This window comes from uncultured Jatrophihabitans sp. (assembly GCF_964244045.1).
GTDB lineage: Bacteria > Actinomycetota > Actinomycetes > Mycobacteriales > Jatrophihabitantaceae > Jatrophihabitans.
On sequence record NZ_CAXTHK010000004.1, the window covers coordinates 1 to 18,541 of the forward strand.

The window sequence follows — 18,541 nt, forward strand, 5'->3', positions numbered from 1 at the left end:
CGGGCTCGGGCTCGGGCTCGGGCTCGGGCTCGGGCTCGGGCTCGGGCTCGGGCTCCGGCTCGGGTTCGGATTCCGGTTCGGGCTCGGGCGCCGGCTCCGGCATCAGGTCGAGCACCGTGGGAGGTGGGAAGTCCGGAGCTTCGGCTGCCTCGGGCAGGCAGACGGTGCACTCGGTGAACCCATCTTGCTCGGCCTGGTCGTGCGGGACCGGTTCGGAGTTCAGACCGAGAATTTGCGGGCACTCCGGGCGGTGGTACTCGGGGTTGCCGTCGATCACCCAGACATCGGGCTCCGCGACCGCCGACGGGTCCGGCTCCGGCGCGAACTCCGGGGCCTTGGCCGCTTCGGGCTGACATACGCCGCATTCACTGAAGCCGTCCTCGACCGCCTGATCGTGCGGGACCGATTCGGAGTCCAGGCCGACCAGCGCAGGGCACTCGGGGCGGTGGTAATCGGGGAACCCGTCGACGACCCAGACGTCCGCAGCGGCGACCGCCGGCTCGGGCTCGGGCTCAGGTTCCTGCTCGGGCTCGGGCTCGGCAGTGGCCGGCTCAGGCTCGGCCGGTGCCGGATTCGGCATCTCGGCCGCTTCCGGTTGGCAGACGGAACATTCGGCGAAGCCGTCCTCGACCGCCTGATCGTGCGGCACCGCTTCGGAGTCCAGCCCGACCAGCGTCGGGCACTCCGACCGGTGATAGTCGGGAAAGCCGTCGACGACCCAGACGTCCGCAGCGGCGGCAGACTCAGGCTCAGATTCAGGTTCCGGCTCGGCCACGCCCGACTTCGACTCGATCGGCGACGGCGACGGCATCTCGGCCGCCTCCGGCTGGCAGACACTGCACTGGCCGAAGCCGTCCTCGACTGCCTGGTCGTGCGGCACCGGCTCGGCGTCCAGACCCGGCAGCGTCGGGCAATGCTGGCGGTGGTAGTCGGGGAACCCGTCCACCACCCACACCTGGACCAAGGCGTCGACACCCTGGTTCGTAGCGTCGACACCCTGTGCCGCGGGCGCCTGCGTGGTCACGGCCGGAGCGGGCGCGCACACCGAACAGGCGACGAAGCCGTCCTCGACGGCCTGATCGTGCGGCACCGGCTCGGCGTCCAAACCGGCGAGGGAGGCGCAGTCCTGCCGGTGGTACTCCGGGTGACCATCGGCCACCCAGACATCGTCCGGGCCGGCGGCGGTGATCGCAGCGGTGGTCGGCGGCGGGGCGCCGTCGGCCAGGTACCGGTCAGGCGTGCAGACAACGCAGGGCTGGAAGCCATCCTCGACCGCCTGCGCGTAGGGCACCGGCTCGGACTCCAACCCGGCCAGCTCGCTGCAGCCGGCGACGTGATACTCGGGGTAGCCGTCAGCAACCCAGACCTCGGCATCGCTCGCGGCGGCGACGGCCGGCCGGTCGACTCCGACGCCGTCGGACGGCGTCGACAATTCGGGACCGGCGTCCGCAGATTCGGACTCGAGCGGTGAGCAGACCGGGCACGGCGCGAAGCCGTCCTCCTGGGCCTGCGAAAGCAAAATTGGCTCGTCGACCAGGTCGGCAAGGGCGGAGCAACCCTGCCGGTGGAACTCGGGGTGCCCGTCGGCAACCCACACCTGCCGCTCGCCGCTCACAACGGGCACGGTTTCGCTCGTGGCGGCCGCTGCCGACGTCGCGTCGACCGGCACGCTGTCGATGAGGACGCTCTGGACCGACGCGCTCCCGACGGGTGCGCTTTGCGCCGGGTCGTCAATCTTGGCGAACGAAATCGTCGGCGCCGACGCCGCAACCGGCGCTGCGGTGACCGGACCGGACGGCTGCGCGCCGACGGAGGTCGGGGGTGCGCAGTCCGAGCAGGGGATGAACCCGTCCTCGAGCGCCTGGGCCAGCGGAACCGCCTCAGCGTTCTTGCGGTCGATCGATGAGCAGTCGTCGCGGTGGTACTGAGGCTGTCCGTCGACCACGAGCACATCGGCGTACTGAGGACCGGAATCAGTAGTAGCGGCGCCCTGGCTCAGCGTGGGCGTGCCAACGGTGGCGGGGTCGGCTGGTCCTGAACCGACCTTGCTGGTCGTTTTGCGGCCCTGCAGATAGGAGAAGATCATCACGCCGGCCGCTAGGGCACTGGCCGCCAGCGAGGCCACGATCCACCCGACGCTGGACAACGCGATCCCCAGGACCACGAAGATCAAAGCAAGTAGTAGCAGCCCGATCAGCACCATGGCACGTCACTCCCCCGAGCACCCGGGGTCGTGCCGGCACCGGATTGACGGGCGGCTCGACGCGCTCGGTGCGCATCCGTGTGGTTCCAGCGTCGATGTTTGCGGAAGTGCTCGCTGGCTACTGCGCCTCTGCGTAGTCGGTATTGGCTGTTGCCGGCTCGGACTTCCCGCTGGCATCGAGGTCGCGCAGCTGCGACTCCAGGTAGCTCTTGAGGCGGGTCCGATACTCGCGCTCGAAGGTCCTCAGCTCCTCGACCCGGCGCTCGAGCGCCGCCTTACGCTGCTCGAACTGGGCCGTGATCGTGGCGGCCCGCTGCTCGGCGTCCTGGATGGTCTGGTTGGCGCGGGCGGTGCTCTCCTCGTCGAGCTGCTGCGCGCGCTGCTCGGCGTCACCGATCTGGCGGGTGGAGTGCTCGTTGGCCGAATCGACCGTGGATTTCGCCGCTGCCTGCGCCTCGGCAACCAACCGGTCGGCCTCGGCCTTGGACTGCGCAAGGTGCTGGTCGGCCGTCTGCTGCGCAAGGGCGAGCATTTGCACGGCCTGCTGGTGGTGCTCGGCGAGCGGCGGGGCAGACTCACCACCCTGCGACGACGCGGCCCTGGTTGAGCGGGCCTCGGCCAGCGCGCTCTGCGCCTGCTCGAGGTCGGCGCGGTTGGCAGCGAGCTGCTGCTCGGTCTGTGCCAACTGCTGCTGCAACGACTGCAGCTGCTGCGCCGCACCGTCGTTACCTTGCATCAGGGCCTTCTCGAGCTCGGTCACCCGGCCGGTCAGGCGGCCGTTCTCCTCCTGCAACGCGGCGAATTCGGCCGGGTCTGCACCACCCTCACCGCCGGTTGCGCCGTCGACGGCCTGGGCCGGCGCCTGTTGGCCGGAACCGGCGCGAGCGCGGAGATCGTTGTTCTCCTCGATGAGGCGGGACAGCTCGACCTCGACGATGTCGAGGAAAGCGTCAACCTCCTCCTCGTCATACCCACGCTTGCCGATGGGTGGCTTCTTGAAGGCCACGTTGTGCACTTCAGCGGGGGTCAACGGCATTCGGTCACCTCAGTTGCTCGTCGCGAGCCGGCGGCGCCGGGTCGTGTTGCGGTTCGTTCCACGTCGTAGTTCGGGTGAATCTTAGGCACCTGTGCGACCGACCTCTAGGCCAAGTCCAGCGCGACCACACGCAGGACGATGAGCACGATCAGCAAGATGATGACGCTCAGGTCGAGGCTTACAGTACCCAGCTGCAAGGGAGGCACCAATCGACGCAGCAGGCGGATGGGTGGATCGGTAGCGACGTACACCAGCTCCAGCCCGACCGCGGCCGCACCGACCGGTCGCCACTTGCGGGCGAACTGGCGCGTCCACTCGATGACGATGCGAGCCAGAATCAGCACGATGTACAACCACAGGGCATAGCCGATGACCTGCCAGAGCAGTGACATCGTCCGTTCCCTCCTTCTGCAGTGCCGGGTTAAGAGCGGCCGGCGCTAACCATGACAACGGCCCGGCACCGGTAATGGTGCCAGGCCGTTGTCCGGTGATCTTCACGACTGGTTGAAGAACCCGTTCTCGATCTTGGCCTTGTCCTGCGCCGTGACCGACACGTTGTGCGGGCTGAGCAGGAAGACCTTGGCCGTGACGCGCTCGATGCGACCGTGCAGACCGAAGGTGAGCCCGGCGGCGAAGTCGACGAGACGCTTTGCGTCGGCGTCGTCCATCTCGGACAAGTTCATGATCACCGGCGTGCTCTTGCGGAAGTGTTCGCCGATGGTGCGCGCTTCGTTGTAAGTGCGCGGGTGCAATGCCGTGATCTGGTAGGTCGGCTGGGCCGGGTACTCGTTGTCGTAGGCGACGCCCGTCGGAGCCTCGTCGTATTCGCGGCTGTAGCGGGTCATCTCTGCGGGCTCCCCTCGTGCGCTGCTGTGACTGTCGGCATGGGCGCCGCGCGCGTACTGCGAGTCGGCGTGGGCGCCGTGCGTGGCGTACTCCTCGCGTCGCGCCGGCGTGCGCTCGGAAGCCGGCCCGTAGCCGTCGGTCTCGGCGTACTCGTCCTCTTCGACGAGGCCGAGGTAGACGCCCATACGGTGCATCGCTCCGGGCATTGTTCCTCCACGTGTGACTGGTTCGTATTCGGACGCTAGCTGAAAACTTGCTTGCGACGGCCGAGCAACGCCGTGCCGACACGTACGTGTGTCGAACCGTGCCGCACGGCCGCTTCGAGGTCGTCGCTCATGCCCGCCGAGATCGCGTCGGCGCCGGGGTGCTCGGCCTGCACCTGCTGCGACAACTCGGCCAGCCGGGCGAACGCCGCCTCCGGATCGACCCCGATCGGCGGCACGGCCATGACGCCGCGCAACCGCAGCTCGGGACGCTCGACGACCGTCGCAGCCAGGCGCGGCAGGGCGGCGATCGCTACCCCGCCGCGCTCCGGGTCGTCGTCGAGGCTGATCTGGAGGAAGACGTCGAGCGGGGTGGCGCGATGCTCGGCCGCGGCCTCGGCGAGCGCGCGCGCCAGCTTGGCGCGATCGAGCGAGTGCACCGCGGAGGCGTAGCCGACGACGCTCTTCGCCTTGTTGGTCTGCAACCGCCCGACGAGATGCCAGCGTACGACGTCGGCGACCGGCCCCAACTCGGTGATCTTGCGCCGCACCTCCTGGTCCTTGCTCTCGCCGATGTCGTTGACTCCGAGCCGGCTCAGGACCGCGACGTCGTCCGCCGGGCACGTCTTGGTTACCGCGACGAGCGTGACCTGTTGCGGATCACGGCCCACCGCCTCGCAGGCCGTCGAGATCCGCGCGCGAACCGCACCGAGCGAGGTGACGAGTGCGGATGGGCGAAGCTCCCCGTCGCCCGTCATTGTCGTTCGGTGTCCGTTCGAAGTCCGATCGATCCGGCCCTCAGGACTTGAGGAAGTCGGGGACGTCGAGATCGTCGTCCTCGTAGGCGGACTCGAGGTCCAGCGAGGCGGCACGCGAGCCATTGCTGGTGACGGGTGTGGAGTACTGGCCAGCCGGCTCGTAGGGCACCGGCTGCTGGGGCTGTGCGGCCCGGGCTCCGTTCGCCGAGGACGAGCCGTACGTCGAGGCCGGGGCCGTACGCGACTGCGCCGCGGGCTCGCGGCGGATGTCGACCTTCTTGTACGGCAGCTGGCCGCTGTCGAAGCCGGCGGCGATGACGGTGACCTTGACCTCGTCGCCGAGCGTGTCATCGATGACGGCACCGAAGATGATGTTGGCGTCGGGGTGCGCGGCCTCGGCCACGAGCGTGGCCGCCTCGTTGATCTCGAACAGGCCGAGGTCGGAGCCGCCGTAGATCGACATGAGCACGCCGTGCGCGCCCTCCATGCTGGCTTCCAGCAGCGGGCTGGCGATCGCGATCTCCGCCGCCTGACGGGCCCGGTTGTCGCCGCGCGCCGAGCCGATGCCCATGAGCGCGGAACCGGCGTTGCTCATGATGCTTTTGACGTCGGCGAAGTCGAGGTTGATCAGACCGGGCGTGGTGATCAGATCGGTGATGCCCTGGACACCGGACAGCAGCACCTGGTCAGCGCTGCGGAACGCGTCCATGACCGAGACGTTCGAGTCGCTGATCTGCAGCAGCCGGTCGTTCGGGATGACGATGAGCGTGTCGCATTCGGCGCGCAGGGCCTCGATGCCCTCGTCGGCCTGCGTGGCGCGCTTCTTGCCCTCGAAGCTGAAGGGCCGGGTCACGACGCCGATGGTCAACGCACCGAGCTTGCGGGAGATGCTGGCGACGACGGGCGCGCCGCCGGTGCCGGTGCCACCACCCTCGCCGGCGGTCACGAACACCATATCGGCGCCTTTGAGGACCTCTTCGAGTTCGTCGCGGTGATCCTCGGCGGCCTTCTTGCCGACCTCGGGCTGCGCACCGGCGCCGAGACCGCGGGTGAGCTCGCGGCCGACATCGAGCTTGACGTCGGCATCGCTCATCAGCAGGGCCTGCGCGTCGGTGTTGACGGCGATGAACTCGACGCCCTTCAGACCGACCTCGATCATTCGGTTGACGGCATTCACGCCGCCACCGCCGACGCCGACGACCTTGATGACCGCCAGGTAGTTGTGCGGTGCTGTCATGGGTGGCTCCTGATCGATCGGTCCGTGGGGTAAACTCTCACCCTCAGGTAAACGGTTAACGTTATGTCAACCTCGGGCGATGAACCGAAGGTAGAACCCAGCGCTGCGGATCACCGTCAGGCGCGCCGCGCGACACGCGGACTTTTCGCGACGGGCCGCTAGTGGCTGTACGGCCGGCGCGGGTCGACCACGTTGAACTGGGTGTCGTACTTAGCGTGGGACAGCAGCACCGGCAGGATCCGGCCCTTCTCGGCGTTGCGTGACGCGCTCCCCCACTGGGCGATGCGGCCGTTCGTCAGCACGAGCGTGATCGCGCCTGGGTCGAGCGCGTCGATCGACTGCACGTCCGGACGCAGTGCGGCCGGCAGCGCCGCGCCCACCTGCGCAACCGCAGCACGCGCTGACCGCGACGCCGCGCCGGTCGGCACCACCAGCTTCGGCAGCGTCGACGGGGCCTTGGCGATCGCGTGATAAGCGAAGCCCGTCCGGTCGACGAGCAGCACGCGTCCCGCTGAGCGCAGGTAACCGACCGGCGTGCGTTCCGTGATCGTGACGACCACCGTCGACGGGAAGGAGGTGCTGACCTGCGCGGTGGCGATACCGGGCAGGCGCTCGACCCGCCGGGTGATCGCGGCGGTGTCCAGGCGCACCAGGGCAGTGCCGTGCCGGACGTGCGCCGCCGCCTCGACCTGCGCGGTGGTCAGGGTGTGTGCCCCGCGCACCTGCACAGAGCGCACCCCGATCAGCGGGCTGAAGGCGACCACCCACGTGACGGCGGCCGCCAACAACACCACCACGCCACCGGCGATCAACACCGGGATCCGACGTCTGTGCTCCGGCGGGGCGACCTCGGGCTCGTCGTCGCCGTCGGTCTCGGGCAGCCGCAGCGAGGACATCGTGCTCATGACCACCGCCCGGCGCAGGTCTCGCGGATCGTGTCGCACAGCAGGTAGACGTTGCCGATACCCATGGTGACGACGAGATCGCCGGGCCGCGCGACCTCGGCGATCCGGGCCGGCACGGCGTCGTAGCGCGGCTCGTAGATCACCTGTGCGTCGGGCAGGTCGATGAGGTCGCTGATCGTGGCCCCGGTAACGCCGGGGATCGGTTCCTCGCGGGCCGGGAAGATGTCCATGACCAGTGCGACGTCGGCCAGTTGCATGGCCTCGGCGAACTCGCGGGCGAAGGTCTGGGTGCGGCTGTAGGTGCCCGGTTGGAAGACCGCGATCAACCGGCCGGTGCCGGCCAGGGCTTCACGCGCTGCGCTCAGCGACGCCATGATCTCGGTCGGGTGATGGGCGTAGTCGTCGAACACCCGCACGCCGCCGCCCTCGCCGTGCGACTCGAAGCGGCGGTGGACGCCGGCGAACCCGGACCAGGAGGCGACGACGGTGTCGAGGTCCAACCCGAGTTCGGCAGCGAGAACCAGCGCCGCGGTGGCGTTGAGTGCCATGTGGTCGCCGATGAGCGCGCCGACCCGCACCCGCCGCTGCCCGAGCCGCGGGCCGGCCACGGTGAACTCGACGGCGTCGGGGCGGGTGAGGATGTCGAACACGGCGACATCGGCGTCGTCGCTGCGGCCGTAGGTCACGACGCGACGCCCCGCCGCCCGCGCGTGCTCGGCGACCCGGCCTGCGCCCTCGTCGTCGGCGCAGGTCAGCAGCAGGCCGGCCGGGTCGACGCGGTCGACGAACTGCTCGAACGCGCGGTGGATGCCCTCCAGGCTGCCGTGGTTCTCGAGGTGGTCGGCCTCGACGTTCAGCACGACCGCCGAGGTCGGCCGGGTCAGCAGGAAGGAACCGTCGCTCTCGTCGGCCTCGACGACCGCGAACGGCCCGGTGCCCAGGTGCGCGTTCTTGCCCGTCTCGTAGAGGTTGCCGCCGATCGCGAACGACGGGTCAGCCCCGCACGCCTGCGCCGCCACGACCAGCAGCGACGTCGTGGACGTCTTGCCGTGCGTACCGGCGACCGCAACGCACCGCTTGTCCTCCAGAGCTGCGGCCAGCGCTGCAGCCCGGCGCAGGAACAGCTTCCCGCTCTCGCGCGCCGAGACGAGCTCCTCGTGCCGGGGGTTGATCGCCGTCGTGTACACGAACGTGTCGGCGTCCTCGAGGTGGCTCGGCGAGTGGCCGATGTGCACCGTCGCGCCGAGTGCCCGCAGGCCGGTGACCGTCGTCGAGTCACGTGCCTCGCAGCCGCTGACCTCGAGGCCGCGCTCGAGCAGGATGCGCGCGAGCGCGCTCATGCCCGACCCGGCGATGCCCATGACATGCACGCGGCCGAGGTCTGCGAGCGCAGGGATCGCGTCGGTGGCCGCGCTGCGTACGAGGGCCGCACCAGGGGCGGCCCAGTCCTCGGGGCGGTCACCGCTGTGGTCCTGGGTAGGCCTCATCGTTTGAGCCCGGGGAAGCGGCGGTGTTCCTCGGCGACGTCGAGTACCCGCCGGGCGAGCACGACGTCGGCGTCACGGGCACCGGACAGCTCGGCCGCGTGCGACATGGTGGTCACCGTGGTGGGGTCGACCATCCGGGTGACGACCTCGCGCAGCACCCAGTCCGCGCTGAGCTCGGCGTCGTCGACGAGCAGCCCCCCGCCGGCCGCGACGATGGGCAGGGCGTTGAACCGCTGCTCGCCGTTGCCGACCGGATAGGGCACGTAGGCCGCGGGCAGCCCGACTGCGGCGAGCTCCGCGCACGTCATCGCCCCGCACCGGCACAGGGCGAAATCGGCGGCAGCGTAGGCGTACTGCATGCCGTCGACGTAGGGCACGACGACGTAGGGGACGCTGTCGTCCGGCTCGACCTCGAGCTCGTTCTTCGGCCCGATGACATGCAGCACCTGCACGCCTGCCGCGCGCAACCCGGCCGCGGCGCCCGCCGCGGCACGATTGATCGACTGCGCGCCCTGCGAGCCGCCGAAGACGAGCAGGGTGGGCAGGTCGGGTCGCATGCCGAACATCGCCCGGGCCTCGGGGCGCAACGCCGCCCGGTCGAGCTGCGAGATGGCTGGACGCAGCGGGATGCCGATCGTCGTCGCGTGCGGCAGGTGGTCGATACGCGAGGCGGTGAAGACGTGCTTGGTCATGCGCGCGGCGCCGCGGTTGGCCAGCCCCGGCTTGGCGTTCGCCTCGTGCACGACGATAGGGATGCTCGCCCGACGCGCTGCGAGGTAGGCGGGCACCGCCACGTAGCCGCCGAAGCCCACGACGACGTCGGCGTGCACCCGGTCCAGCACCGCCGACGCGGCCGCGACCGCTGCGCGCACCTTGCCCGGCGTCTGCAGCAGTGCACGGTTCACCTGGCGGGGCAGCGGCACCGGCGGGACCAGCTCCAACGGGTAGCCGCGGGCCGGGATGAGCGTGGCGTCCAGGCCCTTCGGCGTCCCCAACGCAGTGATCCGGACGCTCGGGTCGAGTCGACGCACCGCGTCGGCCAGGTTCATCGCCGGTTCGATGTGCCCCGCCGTACCGCCGCCGGCGACCACGATCGACAACGTCATGAACGGCGCTTTCGAGCGACATACGGCTTGGGAACGGGGATGCGGGCCCAGCGTTCGAGGCGGGTGCGGCGCCCGAGGCGCTCGGCGCGGCGGCAGGCATTCACGGCGTCGCGCTCATGGCGCGCGAAGCAGGTGAGCATGCCGAGCACGAAGAAGGTGACCAACAGCGACGTGCCGCCCGCCGAGATCAGCGGCAGCGGGATACCGGTGACCGGCAGCAGGCCGCTGACGTACCCGATGTTGATCACCGCCTGGCCGCAGATCCAGATGGTCGCCGTGCCACCGGCGAGGCGCACGAACGGATCGGCGCTACGTCGCACGATACGCAGCCCGACGTAGGCGAACAGGGCGAACAGGGCGAGCACCGCGACGCAGCCGATGAAGCCGAGTTCCTCGCCGATGATGGCGAAGACGTAGTCGGAATTGGCGTTCGGCACGTAGCCGTACTTCGACGTGCCCTGGCCCAGCCCCACGCCGAAGAACCCGCCGGATGCGAGCGCGTAAAGCCCCTCGACGGTGTGGTAGCCGCTGCCCTTGGCGTCCTTGAACGGGTCGGTGAATGTCACGAGCCGTTGCAGCCGGTACGGCGCCGCCACGGCGAGCAGCGCCACGACGCCGGCAACGGTCAGCAGCACGACGGTGAAGTAGCGCAGCGGCATGCCGATCATCCAGAGCAGCCCGAGCAGGATCAACATGAAGCACAGGGTGGTGCCGAGGTCGGGCTCGGCCATCACCAGCGCAATGATCACGGCGAAGCCGGGCAGCAGCGGCAGGAACAGGTGCCGCGCCCGGCGCAGTGTCCCGAGTTGCAGCTTGCGGGCCAGCAGATCGGCGCCCCAGAGCAGGATCGCGAACTTCGCGAACTCCGACGGCTGCACCTGCAGGGGCCCGACGTCGATCCAGCGCCGGGCGCCGTTGATCTGTACGCCGACACCGGGCACCAATACGGCTACCAGGCCGACCAGTGCTATCGCCAGCACCGGATACGTCAGCACCCGGAAGGCCCGCGGCGACATCCGCATCGCCAGCCAGAACAGCACGAGGCCGAGCAGGATGAACTCGGCCTCCTTCACTGCCTGACCCCAGATCGAGCCCTGGACGCCGTCGTCGTTGGCAGCCGAGATGGTGGTGGAAACGGCCATGAGCACGCCGAACAGCAACAGGCCCACGCTGGCCAGCATGAGCATCTGCACCGACGCGTACGGCTTGTCGAGGAACTGCTGGCGGGCCTGATCGGCCCGCGCGACCCGTCCCCCGCCGAGGCGGGCACGGAGGCCGGTTGCCGGACGTGGTGCTGCCGTCACCGCTCGACGTCCGGAGCGAGCGCGCGGGCAGCCTCGGCGAACGCGTCACCGCGCGCCCCGTAGCCGGTGAACATGTCGTAGGAGGCGGCTGCTGGCGCCAGCAGCACGGTGTCGCCGGGGTGCGCGAGCTGGGCGGCGGCGCGCACGACGGCAGTCATCGCACCATCGTCGGTGCTGTCGACCACGATCACCGGGATCTCCGGCGCGTGTCGTGCCAGGGCGCTGCGCACGAGCTCGCGGTCCTGGCCGAGCAGCACGGCGCCGACTAGTCGCTCGGCGCCGGCGGCGACCAACGGCGCGACGTCGACGCCCTTGAGCTGGCCGCCTGCGATCCACACGATGCGCTCATAGGCGGCCAGCGACGCAGCCGCTGCGTGCGGGTTCGTGGCCTTGCTGTCGTCGACCCATTCGATCCCGTCGCGTACCAGGACGGACTGGTTGCGGTGCGGGTCGGGAGTGAAATTACGCAGGCCTATGCGGATCCATTCCGGCGCGACACCGTGCGCCCGCGCCAATGCGGCCGCGGCGAGCACGTTGGCCACGTTGTGCGCGCCGGCCGGGCGCACGTCCTCGACGCCCAGCAGGTCCAGCGCGTCGTCGCCGAACGCGCGCGAGATCAACCGGCCGTCCTGGATCCCGAGCTGGCCAGGCCCCGGCTCACCCAGCGTGAACTCCACTGCGCCCCCGGGCAGCCGGGCTGCGACCCGGGCATCGTCGGCATTGCCGATCGCCACCTCCCCGCGCCAGATGCCGGTCTTGGCGTCCTCATAGGCGTCGTAGCTGCCGTGCCAGTTGAGGTGGTCGGGTGCGAGGTTGAGCAGCGCGCCCGCTGCCGGCGCGGCCGACGGGGCGAAGTGCAGCTGCTGGCTGGACAGCTCGACGGCCAGCACCTCATACGGCGGCTCGGCCAGCACCGCATCGATCAGCGGCTCACCCACGTTGCCCACCGCGGCAGCCCGCCGGCCGGCGGCGCGCAGGATCGACTCGAGCATGTGGACGGTGGTGGTCTTGCCGTTCGTCCCGGTGAGCGCCAGCCATGGTGCGGCACCCTCGGGTCGCAGCCGCCAGGCCAGTTCGACCTCGCCCCAGACGGGTACCCCCCGCCGCGCCGCATCCTCGAGCAGCGGGTGGGTCGGTGGGTACCCCGGCGATGCGACGACCAGGTCGATACCGTCGGGCACCCGGTCGAGCGGTTCCACCTCGTCGGTGGTGACCGACACGTCGGCTCCCGCGGCACCGAGAGCTGCTGCGGCCGACCGGCCCGCGACGCCGTACCCGCACACCAGCACGCGGCGGCCGTCGAACGTCTCGGCCATCAGCCGATGAAGTCGGCGTAGAACAGACCCATCCCGAATGCGACGGACAGCCCGGCCAGGATCCAGAACCGCACGATAATGGTGATCTGCTCCCAGCCGCCGAGTTCGAAGTGGTGGTGCAGCGGCGCCATTCGAAAGACCCGTCTACCCGTGCCGGTGCGTATTCGGGTGAACTTGAACCAGCCGGTCTGAATGATCGACGAGACGGTGATTGCCGCGTACAAGCCGCCTAGGGCGATGAGCAGCAGCTCGGTGCGGGTGAGGATGGCCAGGCCCGCCATCAGACCGCCGAGGGCGAGGGAACCGGTGTCACCCATGAAGATCTTGGCCGGCGCGGCGTTCCACCAGAGGAAGCCGAAGCACGCGGCCATCGCCGACGCGGCCACGATCGCGAGGTCAAGCGGGTCGCGCACGTCGTAGCAGCCGGCGGCCGGGTTGCGGATGTCAAGGCATTGGTTGCGCGACTGCAGGAACGTGATCAGCGTGAACGCACCGAAGACCATGGCTGCCGCGCCGGCAGCCAACCCGTCGAGGCCGTCGGTGAGGTTCACCGCGTTCGAGGTGGCGGAGATGATCAGGTACGCGAGGATGACGAAGCCGATCGCGCCGATGCCCAGCACCTTGATGTCGCGGACGTAGGAGACGTGCGTCGAGGCCGGGGTGAGGCCGAAGCGATTCTTGAACATCAGCGCCAGCACGCCGAAGACCACCGCGACGAGCAGCTGCCCGAGGAACTTGGCCCGCGCGCGCAGGCCGAGGCTGCGCTGCCGGCGAAGCTTGATGAGGTCGTCGAGGAAACCGACCGCGCCCAACCCGACCATCAGGAACAGGGCGAGCACGCCCGAGGCCTGCACGCCGCCGTCGCCGCGGACGGCACGCACGATGTGGGCCGCCGCGTAACCCACGACGGTGGAGCCGATGATGGCGACGCCGCCCATGGTGGGCGTGCCGCGCTTGATCAGGTGGGTCTGCGGCCCGTCGAGGCGGATCTCCTGGCCGAACCCGCGACGGCGGAAGTACACGATCACCATGGGCGTGCAGAGGATCGAGGTCATCAGCGAGAAGGTGGCGGCGATGAGGATCGTCTTCATCCTGCTTCGCCTCCATCGTCCGTGGCTGCCCCATCGGTGATGGCCTCGGCTACCCGCTCGAGGCGCGCGGCGCGTGAAGCCTTCACCAGTACGACGTCGGCAGCTCGCAACTCGCTGCGGAGCAGCGCGATCGCCGCGTCGACATCGGGAACCCACCGCGACTCATCGGGAGCCGAGCTTTCCAGAGCGGCCCCCTGCTGGATCGGGCGGGCCACCTCGCCCACCGCGATGACGTGCGCTACGTGCAGCCGCGCGGCCAAGCGGCCGACGGCCTGGTGCTGGGCCGGTCCGTCGTCGCCCAGCTCGGCCATCTCGCCCAGCACCGCGAACGTGCGACCCGCGCGGTGGCTGCCGACCGCGGCGAGCGTCTGCAGCGCCGCCCGCACGGACTCGGGGTTGGCGTTGTAGGCGTCGTTGATCACGAGCACATCGTCGCGGCGCTCGGTGACCTCCATGCGCCAGCGGCTCGCTGGGGTCACCTCGCCCAGCTCCGCGACCAGCTCGGCGAAGGCCATGCCGCACTCGAGGGCCACAGCGGCGGCGGCCAGCACGTTCCCGACGTGGTGCTCGCCGACCAGGCGCAGGGCGACGCGTCTGCGGTCGGCTCCGGAAACGAGGTCGAAGCTCGCCCGACCCAGCGCGTCCAGTTCCACGTTCTCGGCGCGCAGGTCGGCCTGCTCGGACCTCCCGACGGTGAGCACGCGGGCCTGGGTGCGGGTGCGCATCGCGAGCACGAGCGGGTCATCGGCATTGAGGACGGCGAGCCCGCCGGGCGGCAGCGCCTCGACGAGTTCGCCCTTGGCCTGCGCGATCGCCTGCCGCGAGCCGAACTCGCCGAGGTGTGCGCTGCCGACGTTGAGCACGACGCCGATCCGCGGTGGCGCGATCTCGGCCAGGTAGCGGATGTGCCCGATCCCGCGCGCGCTGGTCTCAAGGACGAGGAACCGGGTGGACGGGTCGGCGCGCAGCACCGTGTACGGGTGCCCCAGCTCGTTGTTGAACGAGCCGGGCGGCGCGACGGTCGGCCCGAGGCGGGCGAGCAGCTGGGCCAGCACGTCCTTCGTCGAGGTCTTGCCCGACGAGCCGGTGACGCCGATGACCAGGGCGTCGGGCAGTCGACGCACGACGGCTGCGGCCAGGGCGGCCAGTGCGGCGAAGCCGTCGGCGACCTCGATCACCGGCCCGTCGACCGGTCGGGTGACGAGACTTGCGGCGGCGCCGGCGGCAGCGACCGCGTCGACGAAGTCGTGACCGTCGACGTGTTCGCCGGGCAGGGCCAGGAACAGGCCCCCGGGCGTGATCTGGCGCGAGTCGAACTCGACGCTGCCGATGACGGGCGTGGCCGGGTCGGCGCCGACGAGCCGCCCGCCAACGATGCCGGCCACCTCGCCGAGGGTGAGCGCGATCATGCTTCGGCCGCCAGCTGGTCGCGCAGCACGATGCGGTCGTCGAAGGGGTACACGACGCCATCGATCTCCTGGCCGCTCTCGTGCCCCTTGCCCGCGACGAGCAGCGTGTCGCCCTCGCCGGCCGCGGCCACCCCTGTCGCGATGGCCTCGACGCGGTCGCCGACCTCGACGACCTCGCCGCGCTCGGCGGCGGGCACCGCGAGCGCGCCGTCGAGCATGGCCCGCCGAATAGCGGCGGCGTCCTCGGAGCGGGGGTTGTCGTCGGTGACGATGACGAGGTCGGCGCCGCGCGCGGCTATCTCACCCATGTGCGGCCGCTTGCCGCGGTCGCGGTCACCACCGCAGCCCAGCACGATGATCAGTTTCTTCGCGGTGAGCGGGCGCAGCGCGCGCAGCGCGCCGTCCACAGCAGCCGGCTTGTGGCTGTAGTCGACGACAGCCAGGAACGGTTGCCCGGCGTCGATGCGCTCCATACGTCCAGGTACGGAGGCGGTGGCGACCGCTGGTGCCGCAACGTGGACCGGCACACCGTCGGCATGCAGCACGGCAAGGGCGAGCAGGGCGTTGGCCACGTTGTAGGCACCCGGGATGGCGCAACCGGTCACCAACTCGACATCCGGGCCGTGCACCACGAACGCCGTGCTGCCGTCGGGCCGTTCGACGATCTTGCTCGCCCGCCAGGTAGCCGCAGCACCGGCAGTACTTACCGTCGTCGGAGCGGTCATCCCGCTTGCCAGCCGGACCCCCCACTCGTCGTCGATGACCACCACCGGGCGGTCGGTGCGCTCGAACAACGAGGCCTTCGCTGCGAAGTAGTCCTCCATGTCGGTGTGGAAGTCGAGGTGGTCCTCGGAGAGGTTGGTGAAGGCGGCGACGTCGAAGCCGATGCCGTCGACCCGCCCCATCCGCAGCGCATGGCTGGACACCTCCATCGCGACGTCGGTGACGCCTTGCTCGCGCATGACGGCGAGCAGCGATTGGAACTCCGGCGCCTCGGGAGTGGTGAAGCGGGCCTTGACCTCGGTGTCGTCGATCAGCGTTGCCACCGTGCCGATCAGTCCGCTCGTGCGTCCTGCGGCCTGCAACCCGGCCCGCATGAGAAAGGTGGTGGTCGTCTTGCCGCTGGTGCCAGTGACGCCCAGGATCCGCAGTCCCCTGGACGGGCGGCCGTAGACCTCGGCCGACACCGTCCCGAGCACCGGGCGGACCTGCTCGACCTCGAGCACCGGGACGTCGGCGGGCAGCATGGCTCGGCCCGCGGCGTCGGTGAGCACGGCGACCGCACCGGCCTGGAGCGCGGCAGCGGCGTATGCGGCGCCGTGGGCGGTGCGTCCCGGCAGGGCCGCGAACAAGTCACCGGCCCGAACGAGGTCGCTGGCCGCGGTGATTCCGGTGACCTCAACGTCCGCGCCGTGCACAGCACCTCGCCCGAGCGCGAGGTCACCCAGGCGACTCGGCGTACGCCTGGCCGGACGCGGGATCTCGGTGATGGGCCCAGCGGACAACGGACGCGGCGACACGTCAGCAGACGTTAGCGGGCAGGTAGCGCCGATCCTGGCCGGCGCAGTCCTCCAGCGGTACGTGCTTCGACTTCGCGCCGGTCGGGGGGATCTGCGCGTGCTGCACCTCGTAGACGGCAATGTGGTGGAACAGCGGGGCCGCGACGTCACCGCCCTCGACGCCGTGCGCGGGGTTGTCGACCATGATCGCCACGACGAACTGCGGGTCGTCGGCCGGCACCATGCCCGCGAAGGTGTCCCAGTTCTTGTAGCTCGAGTACCGGCCGCCGTGCGCCGGATCGGGCTGCTGCGCGGTGCCGGTCTTGCCCGCGATGCGGTAGCCGGGGATGGCTGCCTTGACGCCGGTGCCGCCGGCCATCGTCACCGACTCGAGCATGGTCCGCAGCGTCTTGGACGTTTGGCTGCTGACAACCCGGATGCCTTTCGGCTGCTGGGTGACCTTGACGGCGCCGTCGGGGTTCGTCACGGACTGCACGATGCGCGGGGGGATGCGCACGCCGTTGTTGGCGATGGTCTGGTAGATCGAAGCCAACTGCAGCACGGTCATCGACTCGCCCTGGCCGAAGGGCAGGTTGGCGAACGTCGAGTCCGACCAGTCCTGGATCGGCGGGACGTAACCGCTGCTCTCGCCGGGCAGCTCGATACCGGTCTTCTCGCCGACGCCGAACAGCTTCTCGTAGTGGTACCAGGTGGCCGGGCCGAGCCGATTGGCGATCTTCAGGGTGCCGACGTTCGACGACTCGGCCAGGATGCCGGTGGCCGTGAACGTCTGAATGGAGTGGTCCCAGGCGTCGCGGATCGTGACGCCGCCGGTCCGGATCGAGTCCGGCACGCGGTAGAGCGACTGCGGGGTGAGCTGGCCCTCCTGCAGGGCGGCGGCGAACGTGACCGACTTCTGCACCGAGCCCGGCTCGAACGCGGACATGACGGCGGGGTCGATCGGCTCGTCTTGGTTGATCGTGTTGGGGTTGGTGGCGTCGAAGGTGCCCGACGCGGCCAGCGCCAGCACCTGCCCGGTGTGCGCGTCGAGCACCGCCATCTGCGCGCCCCTGGCCTGGGACTCGGGCACCACCTGGTTCAGGTACTGCTGCGCGACGAACTGCAAGTTCTGGTCGATGGTGAGCTTGATGCTCGCGCCGTTGACGGCGGGTTTCGTATCGGCGCGACTGCTCGGGTTGACGTTGCCGGAGCTGTCGACGGCGTAGCTGCGGCTGCCGTTGCGGCCCGCGAGCACGCTGTTGAACTCGGACTCGATGCCAGCCGCGCCGGAACCGTCGGAGTGCACGGTGCCGACGATATTGGCCGCCGTCGTCCGGCCCGGGTACTGCCGCTGGGTGGTCGCCTGTTCGTAGATGCCGACGAGGTCGAGACCCATGACCTGCTGCGCGGTGACGGGCGACAGCGCGGTGGCCAATACGGCATTGCGGCTCTTGACCGACAGCGCGGAGACAATCGCGGCCTGCGACTGACCGATCAGCGGCGAAAGCACCTTGGCGTAATGGGCGCGGGCCGTCGGCGCGACCTGGTGAGGGTCGGCGGTGATGTCCTGGGCGTTGGAGGTGAATGCGATGGGCGTGCCGAAGCGGTCGGTGATGGTGCCGCGCAACGCGTTCAGCTCGACGGTGTTGTCGCGCTGAGCGGCGGCGGCGCCGGCGTAGTTGTTGTGGTCGAGGCCCTGCAGCTGGACGAGACGCCCGCCGATGACGAGCAGCAACGTGCATACCGCGGCGAAGCCGTAGCGGACGCGCCCGTCGAGGCGGCCGAGGCGCAACCTGCGGACCCGGCGGGACGGCCGGCGAGCCGGTGGTCGCTGTTGTCGACGTTGGGTGGGGCGACCGGACGGGTCAACCCGCCGTCGGCCGGCAGCACTTCCCCGCAGTGCTGCCGGCGACGACGGCGGGCCGAACCGCTGTCCGGCGGACGGCGCGCCCCCGCGCGCGCCCGCCTGGTGAGGGGCCCCTCCCCCGGGGCGTCCTCGAGTCGGTGCGCCCCGTGGCCGCCGGTCGGTCATCGAGTGCCTCCCGGCAGGGTCAGCGTCGGGGTGGGAGTGGGAGTGGGTGTGGGCTTCCTGGGTGCCGGCGTCCTCGGTGCAGGGGTCTTCGTCGAGCGGCCCGAGGTCT

Annotated in this window: 14 protein-coding genes and 1 pseudogene; all 15 read right to left on the reverse strand. The window is 70.3% G+C overall.

Annotated elements, in window-relative coordinates:
• Positions 1-2,203: pseudogene (locus ACFFC4_RS04355) on the reverse strand (hypothetical protein); the annotation flags it as partial.
• A gap of 118 nt (positions 2,204-2,321) precedes the next feature.
• A complete protein-coding gene (locus ACFFC4_RS04360) occupies positions 2,322-3,239 on the reverse strand; it encodes a DivIVA domain-containing protein (protein ID WP_375498155.1) in 918 nt (305 codons plus the stop codon).
• A gap of 104 nt (positions 3,240-3,343) precedes the next feature.
• Positions 3,344-3,631, reverse strand: a complete 288-nt coding sequence (locus tag ACFFC4_RS04365; RefSeq protein WP_375498157.1) for a YggT family protein — start codon at positions 3,629-3,631, stop codon at positions 3,344-3,346.
• A 102-nt stretch (positions 3,632-3,733) separates the two neighbouring features.
• Positions 3,734-4,291: a cell division protein SepF gene (locus ACFFC4_RS04370; protein WP_375498159.1), complete on the reverse strand. Its 558-nt coding sequence runs from the start codon at positions 4,289-4,291 to the stop codon at positions 3,734-3,736.
• A 35-nt stretch (positions 4,292-4,326) separates the two neighbouring features.
• Positions 4,327-5,046 (reverse strand): YggS family pyridoxal phosphate-dependent enzyme, encoded by a 720-nt coding sequence (locus tag ACFFC4_RS04375; protein WP_375498160.1) that lies wholly within the window; start codon positions 5,044-5,046, stop codon positions 4,327-4,329.
• A 40-nt stretch (positions 5,047-5,086) separates the two neighbouring features.
• Entirely contained in the window at positions 5,087-6,283 is a 1,197-nt protein-coding gene (gene ftsZ / locus ACFFC4_RS04380) for a cell division protein FtsZ (protein WP_375498162.1), read from the reverse strand.
• 158 nt (positions 6,284-6,441) lie between these two features.
• Entirely contained in the window at positions 6,442-7,188 is a 747-nt protein-coding gene (locus tag ACFFC4_RS04385; protein WP_375498164.1) for a cell division protein FtsQ/DivIB, read from the reverse strand.
• The gene (gene murC / locus ACFFC4_RS04390; RefSeq protein ID WP_375498166.1) at positions 7,185-8,675 is read right to left on the reverse strand and encodes a UDP-N-acetylmuramate--L-alanine ligase; all 1,491 of its coding nucleotides are present in this window, start codon (positions 8,673-8,675) and stop codon (positions 7,185-7,187) included. Before murC ends, ACFFC4_RS04385 begins: the two co-directional genes overlap by 4 nt.
• Entirely contained in the window at positions 8,672-9,781 is a 1,110-nt protein-coding gene (locus tag ACFFC4_RS04395; RefSeq protein WP_375498168.1) for a glycosyltransferase, read from the reverse strand. Before ACFFC4_RS04395 ends, murC begins: the two co-directional genes overlap by 4 nt.
• Positions 9,778-11,085 (reverse strand): putative lipid II flippase FtsW, encoded by a 1,308-nt coding sequence (gene ftsW, locus ACFFC4_RS04400; protein ID WP_375498170.1) that lies wholly within the window; start codon positions 11,083-11,085, stop codon positions 9,778-9,780. Before ftsW ends, ACFFC4_RS04395 begins: the two co-directional genes overlap by 4 nt.
• Entirely contained in the window at positions 11,082-12,401 is a 1,320-nt protein-coding gene (gene murD / locus ACFFC4_RS04405; RefSeq protein ID WP_375498172.1) for a UDP-N-acetylmuramoyl-L-alanine--D-glutamate ligase, read from the reverse strand. The genes ftsW and murD overlap by 4 nt, the downstream gene beginning before the upstream one ends.
• Complete coding sequence (gene mraY / locus ACFFC4_RS04410; protein ID WP_375498174.1) at positions 12,401-13,492, reverse strand: phospho-N-acetylmuramoyl-pentapeptide-transferase; 1,092 nt, start codon at positions 13,490-13,492, stop codon at positions 12,401-12,403. Before mraY ends, murD begins: the two co-directional genes overlap by 1 nt.
• Positions 13,489-14,901, reverse strand: coding sequence for a UDP-N-acetylmuramoyl-tripeptide--D-alanyl-D-alanine ligase (gene murF, locus ACFFC4_RS04415; RefSeq protein WP_375498176.1), 1,413 nt, complete (start codon positions 14,899-14,901; stop codon positions 13,489-13,491). The genes mraY and murF overlap by 4 nt, the downstream gene beginning before the upstream one ends.
• Entirely contained in the window at positions 14,898-16,421 is a 1,524-nt protein-coding gene (locus ACFFC4_RS04420; protein ID WP_375498178.1) for a UDP-N-acetylmuramoyl-L-alanyl-D-glutamate--2,6-diaminopimelate ligase, read from the reverse strand. Before ACFFC4_RS04420 ends, murF begins: the two co-directional genes overlap by 4 nt.
• A gap of 1 nt (position 16,422) precedes the next feature.
• Complete coding sequence (locus ACFFC4_RS04425; protein ID WP_375498180.1) at positions 16,423-18,192, reverse strand: peptidoglycan D,D-transpeptidase FtsI family protein; 1,770 nt, start codon at positions 18,190-18,192, stop codon at positions 16,423-16,425.
• Between the last annotated feature and the right edge of the window lie 349 nt (positions 18,193-18,541).